The sequence below is a fragment of the Candidatus Binatus sp. genome, assembly GCF_036567905.1.
GTDB lineage: Bacteria > Desulfobacterota > Binatia > Binatales > Binataceae > Binatus.
In genome coordinates, this window is record NZ_DATCTO010000072.1 from 1 (window position 1) to 14,171 (window position 14,171).

15 protein-coding genes and 1 tRNA gene are annotated in these 14,171 nt (G+C 62.4%); 5 read left to right on the plus strand and 11 right to left on the minus strand.

From position 1 onward, the window contains the following. Window positions 1–29: 29 nt before the first annotated feature. From VIO10_RS11485 to VIO10_RS11505, 5 genes are read right to left on the minus strand one after another with little or no spacing between them, the layout of a single operon-like run. On the minus strand, window positions 30–509 hold the full coding sequence (locus VIO10_RS11485; protein WP_331964011.1) for an HAD-IIIA family hydrolase: 480 nt from the start codon (window positions 507–509) through the stop codon (window positions 30–32). A gap of 15 nt (window positions 510–524) precedes the next feature. Then, a complete protein-coding gene (locus VIO10_RS11490) occupies window positions 525–1,886 on the minus strand; it encodes an aspartate aminotransferase family protein (protein WP_331964014.1) in 1,362 nt (453 codons plus the stop codon). 44 nt (window positions 1,887–1,930) lie between these two features. Further along, a complete protein-coding gene (locus VIO10_RS11495) occupies window positions 1,931–2,752 on the minus strand; it encodes a hypothetical protein (protein WP_331964017.1) in 822 nt (273 codons plus the stop codon). Then, complete coding sequence (locus tag VIO10_RS11500; protein ID WP_331964020.1) at window positions 2,749–3,471, minus strand: NTP transferase domain-containing protein; 723 nt, start codon at window positions 3,469–3,471, stop codon at window positions 2,749–2,751. The genes VIO10_RS11495 and VIO10_RS11500 overlap by 4 nt, the downstream gene beginning before the upstream one ends. Then, on the minus strand, window positions 3,468–4,205 hold the full coding sequence (locus VIO10_RS11505; protein ID WP_331964023.1) for an HAD family hydrolase: 738 nt from the start codon (window positions 4,203–4,205) through the stop codon (window positions 3,468–3,470). Before VIO10_RS11505 ends, VIO10_RS11500 begins: the two co-directional genes overlap by 4 nt. A 370-nt stretch (window positions 4,206–4,575) precedes the next feature. Between VIO10_RS11505 and VIO10_RS11510 the strand changes: the two genes are divergently transcribed. From VIO10_RS11510 to VIO10_RS11520, 3 genes are read left to right on the plus strand one after another with little or no spacing between them, the layout of a single operon-like run. Beyond that, on the plus strand, window positions 4,576–5,640 hold the full coding sequence (locus tag VIO10_RS11510; protein ID WP_331964025.1) for a CDP-alcohol phosphatidyltransferase family protein: 1,065 nt from the start codon (window positions 4,576–4,578) through the stop codon (window positions 5,638–5,640). A 35-nt stretch (window positions 5,641–5,675) separates the two neighbouring features. Further along, window positions 5,676–7,007: a radical SAM protein gene (locus tag VIO10_RS11515; protein ID WP_331964028.1), complete on the plus strand. Its 1,332-nt coding sequence runs from the start codon at window positions 5,676–5,678 to the stop codon at window positions 7,005–7,007. 12 nt (window positions 7,008–7,019) lie between these two features. Further along, on the plus strand, window positions 7,020–7,334 hold the full coding sequence (locus tag VIO10_RS11520; protein WP_331964031.1) for a hypothetical protein: 315 nt from the start codon (window positions 7,020–7,022) through the stop codon (window positions 7,332–7,334). An 81-nt stretch (window positions 7,335–7,415) separates the two neighbouring features. Here VIO10_RS11520 and panC read toward each other — a convergent pair whose 3' ends face one another. The 6 genes from panC to VIO10_RS11550 form a co-directional block, all read right to left on the minus strand. Beyond that, on the minus strand, window positions 7,416–8,261 hold the full coding sequence (panC, locus tag VIO10_RS11525; RefSeq protein ID WP_331964034.1) for a pantoate--beta-alanine ligase: 846 nt from the start codon (window positions 8,259–8,261) through the stop codon (window positions 7,416–7,418). Continuing rightward, window positions 8,258–9,097 (minus strand): 3-methyl-2-oxobutanoate hydroxymethyltransferase, encoded by an 840-nt coding sequence (gene panB / locus VIO10_RS11530; protein ID WP_331964037.1) that lies wholly within the window; start codon window positions 9,095–9,097, stop codon window positions 8,258–8,260. The genes panC and panB overlap by 4 nt, the downstream gene beginning before the upstream one ends. Window positions 9,098–9,368: 271 nt before the next feature. Continuing rightward, complete coding sequence (locus VIO10_RS11535; protein WP_331964040.1) at window positions 9,369–10,280, minus strand: PDZ domain-containing protein; 912 nt, start codon at window positions 10,278–10,280, stop codon at window positions 9,369–9,371. After that, on the minus strand, window positions 10,270–11,148 hold the full coding sequence (locus VIO10_RS11540; RefSeq protein ID WP_331964043.1) for an MBL fold metallo-hydrolase: 879 nt from the start codon (window positions 11,146–11,148) through the stop codon (window positions 10,270–10,272). Before VIO10_RS11540 ends, VIO10_RS11535 begins: the two co-directional genes overlap by 11 nt. Before the next feature lie 17 nt (window positions 11,149–11,165). Continuing rightward, complete coding sequence (locus VIO10_RS11545; RefSeq protein ID WP_331964046.1) at window positions 11,166–11,936, minus strand: type III pantothenate kinase; 771 nt, start codon at window positions 11,934–11,936, stop codon at window positions 11,166–11,168. A gap of 99 nt (window positions 11,937–12,035) precedes the next feature. Next, window positions 12,036–12,671, minus strand: a complete 636-nt coding sequence (locus VIO10_RS11550) for a hypothetical protein (protein WP_331964049.1) — start codon at window positions 12,669–12,671, stop codon at window positions 12,036–12,038. A 102-nt stretch (window positions 12,672–12,773) separates the two neighbouring features. Here VIO10_RS11550 and VIO10_RS11555 point away from each other — a divergent pair, with 102 nt between their 5' ends. Beyond that, complete coding sequence (locus VIO10_RS11555; protein WP_331964051.1) at window positions 12,774–13,517, plus strand: SDR family NAD(P)-dependent oxidoreductase; 744 nt, start codon at window positions 12,774–12,776, stop codon at window positions 13,515–13,517. Between the two features lie 97 nt (window positions 13,518–13,614). Then, window positions 13,615–13,691, plus strand: a tRNA-Pro gene (locus tag VIO10_RS11560). Window positions 13,692–14,171: the final 480 nt, after the last annotated feature.

Below are 14,171 nucleotides of genomic sequence, written 5' to 3' on the forward strand. Positions count from 1 at the left end.
GCGGGCGGCCTTAATACTGGGTGCAGGGGTCACCCCTGCCAGCCGAAGAAATCCTTGGCCGCGACGAACTTGGCGACGCCCGCCGCCTTGGCCGCCAGCCTATCGACCTCCTGATCGCCCACCATCGTTGACGATGCCAAATCCACGCCGTACAGGTCGGCCAGCTCCGTGATCATTCCACCCTTGGGCTTGCGGCATTCGCATTTGTCGTCGTCGGTATGCGGACAGATTTGCCACGCGGTCAGGATGTCGCCGAGCTGATGGTCGAGCTTCGCGAGCGCGGCCTCCATTTTTCCCGCCGTGAGCCGGCCGCGCCTGATCCCCGCCTGGTTGGTCACGACAAACATCAGATGGTCGTGCATCGGGCGAAGCTTTTCAGCCACGCCGGGAAGCAGTTCGACTACCACGTCGCCGTTTGCGTCGAGCGGAATCTCGCGCGCGTCGTTGAGCTTGACCAGCGTGCCGCCGAGATCGAAGAACAGCGCCGCGTTGCCATTCGGATTGGCCATCGAAACAAATCGCTCTTATGCGTGGCGCCAATCGACGCGGTCGCGAACGTGCGCGAACACTTCGTCGAGGATGGCGATGCCGGCCTCGGCTTGCGCCTCGGTAATAACCAGCGCGGGATTGATTCGAATCTTGGGAAAGTAGCCCATGATCACCAGCCCGCGCTTGAGGCATTCGGCGAATATCAGCTCGGTGACTTTTTTGCCGAGCAGTTCCTTGGTCTCGAGATCGCGCACCAGCTCGACGCCGATCATCAGTCCCTTGCCGCGGACGTCGCCGACGAACTCGTATTTTTCTTTGAGTTGCACCAGCCGCAACAGCATCATCGCGCCGACCTTGCGCGAGTTCTCGACCAGGTGCTGTCTCTGAATCGCGCCAATCGTTTCCGCCACCGCCACCGCCGCGAGCGGATTCCCGCCATAGCTCGACGACGACGCGCTCGGCTTCGAGAACGGCTCCGCCTTGCCCAGCTCGTCGCTCAGCAGCACGCCCGAAACCGGATATCCGGAGCCCATCCCCTTGCCGACGGTGACGATATCCGGGCGAACGCCGCTGTGCTCGACGCCCCACCATTTTCCGGTCCGTCCGAAGCCGGTGATCATTTCGTCGGCGATCAGCAGCGCGCCGAAATCCTTGGCCACCGATTTGATCGCCGGCATCCAGTCGTCGGGCGGAATCACGTTGCCCGCGGTGCCCTGCATCGGCTCCGCGACGATCGCAGCGAGCGCGCCGCCGGAACTCATCTTGATTTGCTGGCGCGCGAAATCGACGCAATAAAGCCCGCACTCGGGATGCTTCAACTTGAACGGGCATCGGTAGCAGTCCGCGTATGGCACCGAGTATTGCCCGCCCTGCAGCGGGCCGTAGCCTTGCTTCGATTCGTCGCCGATAAGTCCGATCACGCCGCCGCTTTTGCCGTGGAAGCCGCCCCAGAAGCTCACGGCTTCGTGCTTGCCGGTGGCGGAACGCGCCAGCCGCAGGGCGGCTTCGACCGCCTCCGCGCCGCCGCTATATAGATGTGCGCGGTTGAGTCCGGCGGGCGCGACTTCGGCCAGCAGCTTGAACGCCGCCGCGCGCTCTTTGGTCGCGAACGTGCCGACCATCAGCCGCGACGCCTGACGCGCCAGCGCTTGGGCCAGTGCGGGATGCGCATGGCCGAGGCTTGCGACCCCGACGCCGGCGAAGAAATCGACGTAGGTGTTGCCGTCGGCGTCGGTAAGCGTCGCGCCTTCACCGTGATCGAACGCGAGGCCGGCGAGCAGTGAAATTCGCTGGCGGCCCGGCGCGATATATTTTTGTTCGGTGTCGAAGATCTCCTTCGACTTGGGGCCTGGAACCGAGGTGTGGATTGCCGGAAGTTTTCCGTCGCTGGTTGTCATCGAATGGTAGCGGTCCGATTCCTTGTTTGAATTTCTTGCCGCGTCTAGCGCGGGCGGCCAAGCAGACTCATCGCGCGCCGTGAGATCGCGCGAGCGGCAGGTCGGCGCACCCGGCTGTAGCTGGGCCAGTCGTTAAAATCGATAATCGCAAAACGATCGCCACTCAAGACCGCGTCGCCACCCCACGCCTCGAGCCCAAGCGCGGCGGCTGCCGCCAAAGCCGCTTCCGACAGCGCGCGCACAGCGGCTTCGGCGACTTCCTCGTCTTCGGGTTGAATGGTGAAATAGGAGACTCCGCTGACGCCGTAAAATTTGACGACCCGGCCCACGACTTCCTGCTGCAGGTAGGCGAAGCGGATTCCGCGCCGTGCGAAATCGGCGAGAATCGATTCGACCTCGGCGCGATCGCCGGCGCGTTGCACGTCTTCAGGGGCGAGCGCATGCAAGTCGCCGCGCTTGACGAACACGCCCGCCGACAAATCGAGCCCGGCAAGCTTGCGCGCATCGAGCGGCTCGTCCGCCTCCACCAGCGCGCCCGGCGGCGTCGGCACGCCGGCCCGCTCCAGCCCGGGCGCGAGCAGATCGCGGTAACAGTTGCGAATCGAGAGCGCGGAGTTGATCGCGACCGCTCCCGCCTGCTCGACTTCAGCCAGACGCTTGAGCGCGCGCGGCCCCTGGCACATCGGCAGCACGATATCGGCGCGGATAGCCGGGACCATCGCGAAGCTGACCGCATCGATCGCCTGAATTTCGACGCCTTCGCGCTCCAGTTCCGACAAGGTGGCGTCAAGAATCGCGGCGTCGGCCTCGATCTTGCCCGGTGAAAATTCGGGTTCCCGATAAATTCCCAAAGCTCGATAGCTCATGGCATCTTCCGTATCGCGATGCGCGCGGCGTCGAGGTCCGACGCTTCATCGACATCGATCGATCCTTCGATCTCAATCGCATCCAGTTGCATCCCGCGCTCAATGATCAGCGCGAGGAAGCGGCGGAGCGCGTCGAGTCCCGCGCGGCGCGCGTCAGCGGCATAGTCAAAAACTCGGGTCGACAGGGAATAGAGTCCCGCCGTCACCGAAGAAGTCTGTCGGTTGCCCAGCCGCAGGATCAACCCATTTTTTGTTACATCGGCGAAAAGTGGCCTGGCCTCGCCGCGCCATCGGGTGACGGCCAGCACGCCTGCCAATTTTTTCTCGCTGCAATCCTCGATTTTCCGCCGCGACTCATTAACAAAACGCGCCAACTCCGCCTGCGGAATTACGGCGTCCACGGTCGCCGCGATGAACCATCCCGGTTCCAGCAGGTCGCCCAGCGCCAGCATCGTTTCCATCGAGTTGGCGGTGTCGCGAACGACGAGCCGGACCGACGGCGGAATCTCGAGCGCCATTTCGCCCGCAAGCCGCGCCGTCTCGGAATTGATCACCGCGACCACCGAGGATGCGCCCGCCTCGATCAGCGCGCGCGCCTGCCGCGAGAGCATCGCCTCGCCGCCCAGCTTGACCAGCGGCTTGGGCATATCGTCGCGCGTCGAGCTGCGCAGCCGCTCGCCGCGGCCGGCGGCAATGATCGCTCCTTGCAATCCGTTCACCATTGAATTTGCGCAACTTCGTCGATCGAGCGGATCGTGATGTCGGCGGTGTCCCGCCAGGATGCATCGTCGCCGCATCGCGGCTCGGTGCGCAGCCAGACGGTTCGCATTCCGAGTTTGTGTGCGGGTGCGCAATCCTTGGTGAGGGAATCGCCAATCATCGCGGTCGATTCGGGCGCGCAATGCATTTTTTTCAGCGCGGCTTCGAAGATGGCCGCCGCGGGCTTGAAAATTCCAACGCGCGACGAATCGGCAGCCGCGTCGAAGAATCGATCCAGCTTCGCCTCCGCCAGGACGGCGTCGAGATTTCCATAGAAGTTCGAAACGACGCCCATTTTGAAGCGGCCCTCGAGCGTGCCGATAACCTCGCGGCTATGCGCCAGTCCGGCGGTCGTCTCGCGGGCGAAAGCGTTCGTGACGTGCTCGACGAAGCGATGGCGTCCCGCGGCGCCAGCGTCGCCGAGCATCGCGGCAAGCGGGACCGGCCCGCTTTTCCGCAGGTATTCGAATTGATGGCCCACGAGGAATCGCACCAGGTCCGTCATCCCGAAGCACGCCACGATCCTGGTCGCGCCGTATCCGATTCGCGTTGCGTGCTCGAAGGCCGGGTCGAGATCGGCGCGCGAAATTTCGATTCCCGCGGCGCGGTAGCTCGAGAGAAATCGATCGAGCCAGTGCGCGGGCCCGTCGAGCGTGCCGCCGAAATCGAATAGCAGAGCGGTAATCGTGGCCATGAATCGTTCATTTTATCAGCCGCGGCAGGCTGCCTCCAGTTCGATGTCAATTAAAAGTTGCGGCGATCGGAAAGCAGCGCGGTCCCGATAGACGATATGCTCCAGATTGCCGATGAAATAAGCTCAATAGAAGAGCCGAGTTCATGATTCAGGATTGAAACTGGTGGCGGGGTTACTTTCGCCCGCGTTACGGCTGTGTTACGGTAGCGTAGATTGCAGAAGACGGGGGAAACCAGGTTCAAGTAAGACGTTGGTGATCGAGACTGCTCTAATCGCTGCACCCGACCGCGCGAATAACGCGGTCTTCGGCCGCCCGCTGTTAGAGCGGCTGATGATCAATTGTGAACGCGCCGGGATAAAACGGTTTGTCGTGGCGGCGCCACGCGAGCTGTATCAGGACGTCGCTTCCGCGATGGGCCGGTTCAAAGGCAGCGATTCTGTCTCGATGGTCGAATCGTTCAGTGAGATTCTGAATCCTCGGAATGCGGATGGATTGGTCATCGACCCGTCATCGCCGTGCGTGTCCTTTTCGGGAAACCTGGTAATTGCGAAGTCGCAGCTGGCCCGGATCCTCGACGCCCACGCCTCCGATCCGCGATCGGTACATCGGACCGTCAGCACGGATCGCGACCAGGGCGGCGAAATCGCGACCGGTCCGATCGGCGAGATTCTCAAGCGCGGGGGAATTTCGACCCGGCTCGCGGCGCCGGCGGCCAGTCTGCTGCCATTTGCGCTGAACGGGCGGCCCGAGGATCGCGAAGAAGCGGAACTGCGGCTGGCGAAATCGATTCGCGAGGAATCCGCGCACAAAGACGCACCGATGGCGCGATGGGTTGACCGCCGGATTTCGTGGCGGATCAGCTACTGGCTCGCGCAGACCCGCGTCACGCCCAACATGGTCACGGTCGCCAACACGGCGTTCGGCCTGGCGTGCGCCTGGATATTCTCGGTCCCGAATTACTGGATGCGGCTGTTCGCGGCAATTTTCTTTTTGATCTCGATCACGATCGACGGCGTCGATGGCGAACTGGCGCGGCTCAAGATGGTCGAGAGCGAGTTCGGCGGCGCGCTCGATGTAGCCACCGACAATATTGTGCACGTCGCTGTTTTCGTCGGCTTGCTCGTCGGATGCTACCGGGTGGACCACAGCCGCGCTTACCTGTACCTGATTCCGATCCTGCTCGGCGGATTCATGATGTGTGCGTACGCGGTCTGGCGCGCCTTCAAGATAAAGGGCGAGCAGGCGGCGGCGTGGCTGGACAAAGTCGATCGATGGAGCGGGCGCGATTTCGCCTACCTGCTGGTGGTATTGGCCTTAATTAATCGGCTGGAGTACTTCGCCTGGGGCGCGGCATTCGGCAGTTACGCGTTTGCCCTGGTCCTGATATGGATTACCGGCCGCACCGCATCGTCAATGAAAACTGAAAGCCTGTAGCAAGGCGAAGCAAACCCTGCGCAGGCAGAGGAAGTATGAACGGAAAGAAACCCCGAATTCTGTTGGTGCAACCCACGACCGTCCATCTCGACGGCACTCCGCATAAGACTCGCTGGCGGCTAATCATGGGACTGATGATTCCGCTGATGGCGGGACTGACGCCCGACGATTACGACGTGACGCTATGCGACGAACGTCTCGAGGAAATCGATTTCGACGGTGGATGGGACCTGGTCGGCATGACGACGACGATCGGCGCGTCGCTGCGCGCGTACCAGCTCGGCGACGAGTTCCGCAAGCGCGGCATCCCGGTCGTGTTCGGCGGATTCCATGCGACGCTGCAGGCCGAAGAGGCGCTCCAGCATTGCGACGCGGTCGTGAAGGGCGAGGCCGACCTGGTGTGGCCCGAACTGCTGCAGGATTGGCGCGACGGCAAGCTCAAGCACATTTACAAGGCCGACAAGCTGCACGATCTGAAGAACCTGCCGCGCCCGCGCCACGAGCTGCTCAAGCTCAATCGCTACCTGTTCAAGGCAGTGCCGGTGCAGGCAAGCCGCGGATGTCCTTATCGATGCTCGTTCTGCGAAATTCCGGTGTTCTACGACGGCGCGTATCGGACGCGGCCGATCGAGGACATCGTCGAGGAGATAAAGCAGGTCGTCAAGATTACCGGCTTCAAGCGCTTTCAGTTCATCGACGATCAGATCACCGGCAAGCACAAGTTCGCACGCGAGCTTTTCAAGGCGCTCGAGCCGCTCAACATCCGCTTCTCGTGCCTGTGGACGATCAACTCGAATCACGACGACGACTTGCTGGAACTGGCGGCCAAGGCGGGCGTCTTCCACGTCAACATCGGGGTCGAATCGATCAGCCAGGACAGCCTGCTGTCGATGAACAAGATTCAGAATCACGCGGGCCATTACAAGAAGCTGCTCAAGAAGCTCGAAAATTACGGGATTTACTACTCGCTCAACTTCCTGTTCGGGCTGGAAGAGGATCATCCGGGAATTTTCGAAGACACGCTCAAGTTCCTGCACGAGGTCAAGGCGCCCGAGGCGTTCTTCAACACCGTCACGCCGCGCGTGGGCACGCCGATGCGCACGCAGCTCGAGGACGAGGGCCGCGTAATCATCCCCGACGCCGACCTCTACACCAACAACTTCCGCTGCATGTTCGTGCCCAAGAACATGTCGCCGCAGGAAGTCGAAGAAGGCGTGTGGCGATGCACCAAGGAGTTCTACTCGCTCAAGTCGATGTTCAAGCGCCTGCTGATGCCGCCGGGAAAGTTCACCTGGCAGGGACTGACCGAGAATATGCTTTTCTACTGGGGCGCGAAGCGGCAGATCGACCCGGTCGATTATTATTAGGCCGATCGGGCTTTGATTCTTAAGACTCTCGCGATCCTGATTCTCGCCGCGCTACTCGAGGTCGGCGGCGATGCGCTGGTGCGGATAGGACTTCGCGGACCGGCCTACTGGATGGCGGCGGGCGGACTCGTTCTTTTCGCTTACGGAGTGCTGGTCAACCAAAGCGGCGTCGATTTCAATCGACTGATGGGAATCTACATCGCGGTCTTCTTCGTAGTGTCGCAGGTGATTTCGCTCATTCTCTTCAAGCAGCTTCCTGACGACAGAATCCTGCTGGGCGGCGGATTCATCGTAACCGGCGGCCTGCTGATTCTGCTGATGACCTGACCCCCCTGCCTGCGGATCTTTTCCTAGCCTCTCCCTGTCAGGGAGAGGCAATCCGGGGAACGACACAGAACAAATCAGCGGTTACGGCTGGAGCACTACATTATCGATCAGCCGGGTCTTGCCGACACGCGCGGCAATCGCGATCAGAATCGGACGATCGGGCAAGGGATGGCGCGCGAGCGTCTCCGCATCCACTGCTTCGACGTATTCGATCGCGATTCCTTTCATCCGGTTGAGCACGCGCGTCGCCGCAAACATTATTTCCTCGGCGCAGCATGCGCCCGTGCGATGCTTCTCGCGCGCTGCCCGGATCGCGAGGCTCAGCGCGAGTGCGTCTTCGCGCTCGGCGGGCGACAGGTAGGCGTTGCGCGAACTCATCGCGAGGCCGTCCTGTTCGCGCACGATCGGCACCGGCACAATTTCGACGTCGAAGTTCAGGTCGCGGACCATCTTCTGGATCGCGCGGAGCTGCTGAAAGTCCTTCTCGCCGAAAACCGCCAGATGCGGTTTGACGATGTTGAACAGCTTGGCGACCACCGTCGTCACGCCGCGAAAATGGCCGGGGCGATGCGCCCCGCACAGCCCACTGGTAATCTCGCCCGCGTCAACCCAGGTCTGCGCGTCGGCCGAATACATCGCCGCAGGCTGCGGCGCGAACACCACGTCCACCGCCGCGGTCTGGAGCATCGCGCAGTCACGCTCGAAGTTGCGCGGATAGCGCGCGAAGTCCTCGCCGGGGCCGAACTGGGTGGGATTGACGAAGATCGACGCGACCAGAACCGACGACCGGCCCCGCCCCTCGCGCATCAGCGTCAGATGCCCTTCGTGCAGAAATCCCATCGTGGGAACCAGCCCGATGCGTTCACCACGTTGGAGCGCGTCACTGGAATAACGGGTCATCTCGCCGGGCGAGGTAATGACCATCATCGCGAGGCACCCCTCGCTTCGGCGTAACAATGTTCCGGCGCCGGAAACGCGCGTTCCTTCACTTCGCGTACGTAGCTGCTCGCCGCGGCCGCGGCCTCATTCCACAGATGCGCGAACGGCTTGGCGAAGCGCGGCGCGCACGACTCGCCCAGCCCAAGCATGTCGTGCATCACCAGCACCTGGCCGTCGCAATCCGGCCCGGCGCCGATGCCGATGGTCGGGATAGCGACGCTGGCGGTAATCTCACGCGCCAACGACGGCGGCACGCCCTCGACCACGATCGCGAATGCGCCCGCGGCTTCCAGTGCGGCGGCGTCTTCAAGCAGCCGCTCGCGGCATCCGGGAGCGCGGCCGGATTTGCGCCCTTGCACGCGATGCCCGCCCATCCGATGAACCGACTGCGGCGTCAGTCCGACGTGGCCCATCACGGGAATATCGACCGCGGTGATTCTCGCCACCGCTTCGGCTACCGCGACACCGCCTTCGAGCTTCACCGCCTCAGCGCCACCTTCCTTGACCAGACGGCCGGCGTTGCGCAACGCATCTTCAGGACTTACCTGATACGACAGGAACGGCATGTCGGCGACGACCAGCGCACGGCGCCGCGCGCGCGCAACCACCCGCGTGTGGTAGATGACCTCGTCGATGGTGACGGCCAGGGTGTTGGCCTCGCCGCGCACTACCATGGCGAGACTATCGCCGACCAGCAGCAGATCGACGCCGCAGTTGTCGAAGATTCTCGCGAATGGAAAGTCGTACGCAGTCAGCATCGTGATCGGCTGCCGCGCGGCCTTCATGCGCGCGAGATCGGGCACGCGAACTTTGTCTTGGGTCATAATCTCTCCCAAACGATCCTGTCGCTCCAACAAAATCGGGGCTGCCGCGTACCCGGCAACCCCGCCTCAGAGCGACCTCGAATGAACGAGCGCTCGAATCACTCGGAGTCCCGGTCCAAGCATCGGATCCAGGCGCGAGCAGCCACAAATGTCATCGCCTCCGCACGGGAGGCACCCAACTCAACACCGTCTCGCCGGAAAAGTCTTCCTCGACGGACCAATTCCATAATATAGAGAATGTCGCCGGGCGCGTAAAGCTCGGCAGGCGCGATCAGTTGGTGGCTTGCAAAACATTGGCCGGCACCGGCATCGTCACCTGGAGGCGTTTGCCGTTGCGCACGACGCTTAAGTAGATCACCTCGCCCGGCTGAAGGTCGCGCATCCGGTCCTGAAAGTCGAGAAAGTTGGTCACCCGCGAGCCGTCAACGCCGATGATCAGGTCGTAGCTCTCGCCGACCTGCATGTAGTCCAATGCGGGAATGACCACCAGCGCCAATGGACCAGAGAAAAACGCTCCCACTATCGCAGCCGCGGCAAGCGTGTCATGGACGTTGTGACTGTAGGCGTGCAAGCCGGCCGCCGCGGCCGGGCTGCCTTTCTCGACGGCCGTAATCAGCAAGCCGTCAGCCTCTTCGCCGGATTTGAGCGTGCGCCGCGCTTCGCGCAATTGCATTCCGAATGGAGTCGAAAGCTCGCCCTCGTTGTCGAACTCCTGCAAGCGCCCGAGCTGCTCGGGCGGCAACCCGCTCTGCTCCTCCTGATAACGCGCGACTTCATTGCTCTCATTGGATGGCTGTGAATCCGCGGGGCCGGGCGGCTGCAGCTGCGACGCGTCGGCAGGATCGGCGGCCGGAATCTCCGCGGTGCCGGGCTGCGCGTTGTCGAGGTCGGGCGGCGTCGCAACCATGTTCGATGGACCAGTGGCGGTCGCGGAATCGGCAGATGGCGCGATGGCAGTGCGCGCAGGCAGGGGCGCAGCGGCTTCTGCGATCGGGGCGCCAGCGCCGGATCCCGCGATTGGGGCAGACGCGGCGGCTGATGCGGCCGCGGTCTTCCACGCCTCGGAGGCGGTGGTTTCGGCGCCCGACTGCGCAGCCGCGAGCGCGCTTGCGAACACAACGAGCAGCATCGCGGCGATCGATGCGCCAAAAGCGTGATGCACCCGCGCTTTGCTAGTTAACACTCCAGCGCTTTTCATGCTCCACCACGCGGCCCTCTCGCTCGAGCTTTCGCAGATGAGAGCGGACCGAGCTTGCAGCGGCAGGATGCAGGTACTCAGGAACGTCAACGTAGATCTGCTTCACGATCGCCATCGCCTCGAGCGGTCCGGCACCATGCGCGAGCGCCTCGAGCACCTGGCGTTCGCGCAATTCGCGATGAGCGATGTAGTCGCGGATCTTCTCTTTCGGATTGCGGATGACCGGGCCGTGCGCCGGATAAATCGTATCGAGCTCGAGCGCGAGCAAGCGCCTGAGCGAATCCATGTACTCGCCGAGGTCGCCAGTATCGTCGGGAATGACTGTAGTACCTGCGCCCAGCACGACATCCCCCGTGAACAATGCGCGCTCTTCTTCAAGATAGTAGCACAAGTGATCGGGCGAGTGCCCGGGAGTAAATACCGCGCGCAGGGTGGCGCCTTCGCTGTGAACTACGGCGTCGTGGCCGATCGCGGAAATCGCGCCCGCGGGAGCGTCGTGCCCCTCCCACGGCATCTTCAATACTTCCAGCTCGCCGAATCTTTCGATCACCTGGCGCACGCCTCCCAGATGATCGATGTGCGCATGAGTCAGGACGATTCGTTCGAGTTCGACACTGCCGGAGAGTTCCTTGAGCGCCGCTTCGAGCAGGTCGGCGTATATCGCGACGCCCTGGCCCGTGTCGAGCAGCAGCGGCCGCTTCGAGGTGCCCACTATATAGGTGTTCGTGCCGGGTCCGGTAAATGGACTCGGATTGTGGCCGAGCACGGTCGCAACGCGCGGCGTGATCCGCGAGTAATCCGGCATCTTGAGACCGATCATCGAATCGGTCACGACTCGCCCGGGCATGCTCATCAAACGTCCCTCAAAAACTAGCGCCGGTTGCGCTCAAAGATCAGCCTGAGTCCCTTTAATGTCAGGAACTCGTCCACTTCTTCAATCGTTTCGCTCTCGGGCGCAATCAGCTGGGCGAGACCGCCGGTCGCGATGACGCGCGCCTTTTCGCCGCGCTCCTTCAGGATGCGCCCGACCAGCCCGTCCACCAGCGCGGTGTAGCCAAAGATCAGCCCGGACTGAATCGAGCCGACCGTGGTGCGCCCGACAACCTCGCGCGGGCGAACCAGCTCGACGCGATAGAGCTTGGCCGCGTGCTCGATCAACGCGTTCATCGAGACGCCCAGGCCGGGAGCAATCGCGCCACCGGCGTACTCGCCCTTGCCGGTCACGTAGTCAAACGTGGTCGCGGTGCCAAAATCGACGACGATCGATGCGCATGCGTAGCGCTCGTAGGCGGCGACCGCGTTGACAATTCGGTCGGCGCCCACTTCCTTGGGATTCTCGTAGAGGATCGGCATGCCGGTTTTGATTCCAGGCCCCACCATCAGCGGGGCGCAATGGAAATAGCGCTCAGCGACTTGCTCCATCACCTGGTTGAGGGGGGGGACCACGCAGGCGATCGCAACCCCTTCCGGCTTGAGGATGCCCTCCAGCCCCGCCGCCGCCAAAAGAGTGCTGAGCAGCGCGCCATGCTCATCGGTGGTGCGATCGGCAACGGTCGAGATGCGCCAGTGGTTGCGCAAGCGCTCGCCTTCGTAAATTCCAATCACGGTATCGGTGTTGCCGACGTCAACCGTTATCAGCATGACAAATCTCCGTCCCACCATCGCCGTCGATAGCGCTGCGATGGGGCCAAAATAATAGCGCGTGGACTCAGCGTAAACGAAGCGGCTGGCGAAGCGCCGTTAACGATGAAATGCGAGCGACCGACGCAACATCGTCATCCCTATCATCGGATTGCCCGCCGGGCGGCTGAACGCGGACATCGAAGGAGAAAGCATCCACGGGCCCGGATTCAGCGGCGGGCGCGCGACCTGAGTCAGCGGGCTGCTCATCGGCGAGTAGGGCGACGCGGGAAACGGCGACGGTCTGTTCATCGTTCCCACCGCGGCAGTCATTGGGTAAACATACACCACGTATGGGACCCCGTTAGCTGGCTGGTTCTGGTATTCGTCGGGCGTGCCCAAATCCTGATTGGGCGATCGAGCGTCGGCGCTGCTGTTATCTAGGGTTGGCGGCGCACCCGGCGACGATGCGTAGATGGTCTCGCCGTCGTCGTCGCCGTCGCCCTCCTCATCGCTGCCGTCGGAGCAGGGGACTGATACGCCGTCGTCGGCGCACGCCACCTGAGGAATCTCCAGGACCTTGTCGGCGGTTTCCGCATCCCCATCGAGGGCCGGTCCGGTCCCTTCCCGACTGGCATCGGCCGCTGCGGTGGAATCCCCGGCGTCCTGCGAAAATGCTGCGCGCGCGCTCACCAGAACGGTCATCGCGAGCGCTGCGGATATTGCAACGATCAATCGCGCCAGCCGCGTGCCCATAATTCGACCTTACCACCCGATTCATCGAGTGCCAAGCTGAACTCCGCGACGCGCTTGCGCGGAGGTTTGCACGCTGGCCGCCAGCGGCTAAGATTCGGCGCTATGTCGCAAGCAAAAGTCGCATTGGTAACCGGCGCAGGCCGCGGCATCGGCCGCGACATCGCGCTTCGAATGGCAAAAGAAGGCTACGCGGTCGGGCTGATCGCCCGCACCAAGTCGCAGCTCGACGAAACCGCGGAATTAATTCGCGCTCAGGGCGGCAAGGCAGTCGTGACGCCAACCGACGTCTCGCGCCGCGATCAGGTCGGCGCCGCGGTCGAGACCGTCGAACGCGAACTCGGACCGATCTCCGTGTTGATCAACAACGCGGGCGCCTATCTGCGCAAGCGCTTCACCGAAATCACCGAGGAGGATTTCGACTTCCAGCTCAAGGTGAATGCCTACGGACCGTTCTTCTGCACCCAAGCCGTCATCGGCAAGATGGCCGAGCGCAAGGCCGGCACCGTGATTTTCGTGCTGGGATCGGAATCGCGCAGCGGACCGGCGCAATACTCCGCCTACAACGCGTCGAAGGTGGCGCAGCGCGCGATCGCGGAGTCTGTCGCCTACGAGTTCATGCATCTCGGCGTGCATGCCGCCGCACTCGACGTGGACGGCGCCGTGGACAGTGCTCGAGTGCGGGAGTCGATGCCCGAGGTGGATCCGTCGCACTTGGTTCCGCCCGCGGCGATATGCGACGAGATTGTGCACCTGATCGATCAGTCGAAAAGCGCGTGGACGTTTCAGGTCGATATGCGATCGTTCGTGCAATGGCGTCCGCGCGTCGCGCCGAAGAAAAAAACCTGATCCGGCGGGTGTGATTTAACGCACGAGAGAATCTTAATACTGAAAAACGCGCATGGGTGTGGTCTTGCCGGCAGCGAATATATAATGTTCCTCGCGTCGGGGTGTGGCGCAGACTGGTAGCGCACTCGCTTGGGGTGCGAGTGGTCGCCGGTTCAAATCCGGCCACCCCGACCACCTAAACTCCTTTGCGATAAGTAAGTCTGCGCATTCTCTTGCACTGACAATGGATTGAAATAGCTGCCCCCCGTTTCAGTATACACAGCAGACTTTGCTGATTCCCAAAAAATCACCGATTACCGTTTCTATTGAACTACCCTTTTGAGAGGTGGTGGGTCGAAACACAGCAGATTCTTTTTGAGCTTCGAGAAAAGAACCTGCATTGCAAGCGCCTCGCCTCGCGCCCATCATTCCAGAAGCCGCCGAAACGTTGTCCACAAGTAGTTTTTGTCCGCTACACTGGTCGTTGCATCGGGCCTATAATAATCGGTCGCTCGGCCCAAGGGTCTGAGGGGAGGTGGCCTGCACCCCGAAAACTCAGCCGAAATGAGGTAGAGTCCGTCGCCTGAAAAGGAGACGGACAATGAAAGGGAGTCGCTTCAGCGAGGAGCAGATCATCGGGGTGCTGCGCGAACACGAGGCCGGGGCAAAGACCGA

Coding starts and splice junctions, on each gene's coding strand:
- VIO10_RS11540 (WP_331964043.1), bottom strand. CDS start 11,148: ATGAGCATGCCCGGGCGAGTCGTGACCGATTCGATGATCGGTCTCAAG.
- panB (WP_331964037.1), bottom strand. CDS start 9,097: ATGACCCAAGACAAAGTTCGCGTGCCCGATCTCGCGCGCATGAAGGCC.
- VIO10_RS11505 (WP_331964023.1), bottom strand. CDS start 4,205: ATGGCCACGATTACCGCTCTGCTATTCGATTTCGGCGGCACGCTCGAC.
- VIO10_RS11550 (WP_331964049.1), bottom strand. CDS start 12,671: ATGGGCACGCGGCTGGCGCGATTGATCGTTGCAATATCCGCAGCGCTC.
- VIO10_RS11490 (WP_331964014.1), bottom strand. CDS start 1,886: ATGACAACCAGCGACGGAAAACTTCCGGCAATCCACACCTCGGTTCCA.
- VIO10_RS11545 (WP_331964046.1), bottom strand. CDS start 11,936: ATGCTGATAACGGTTGACGTCGGCAACACCGATACCGTGATTGGAATT.
- panC (WP_331964034.1), bottom strand. CDS start 8,261: ATGATGGTCATTACCTCGCCCGGCGAGATGACCCGTTATTCCAGTGAC.
- VIO10_RS11495 (WP_331964017.1), bottom strand. CDS start 2,752: ATGAGCTATCGAGCTTTGGGAATTTATCGGGAACCCGAATTTTCACCG.
- VIO10_RS11515 (WP_331964028.1), top strand. CDS start 5,676: ATGAACGGAAAGAAACCCCGAATTCTGTTGGTGCAACCCACGACCGTC.
- VIO10_RS11555 (WP_331964051.1), top strand. CDS start 12,774: ATGTCGCAAGCAAAAGTCGCATTGGTAACCGGCGCAGGCCGCGGCATC.
- VIO10_RS11485 (WP_331964011.1), bottom strand. CDS start 509: ATGGCCAATCCGAATGGCAACGCGGCGCTGTTCTTCGATCTCGGCGGC.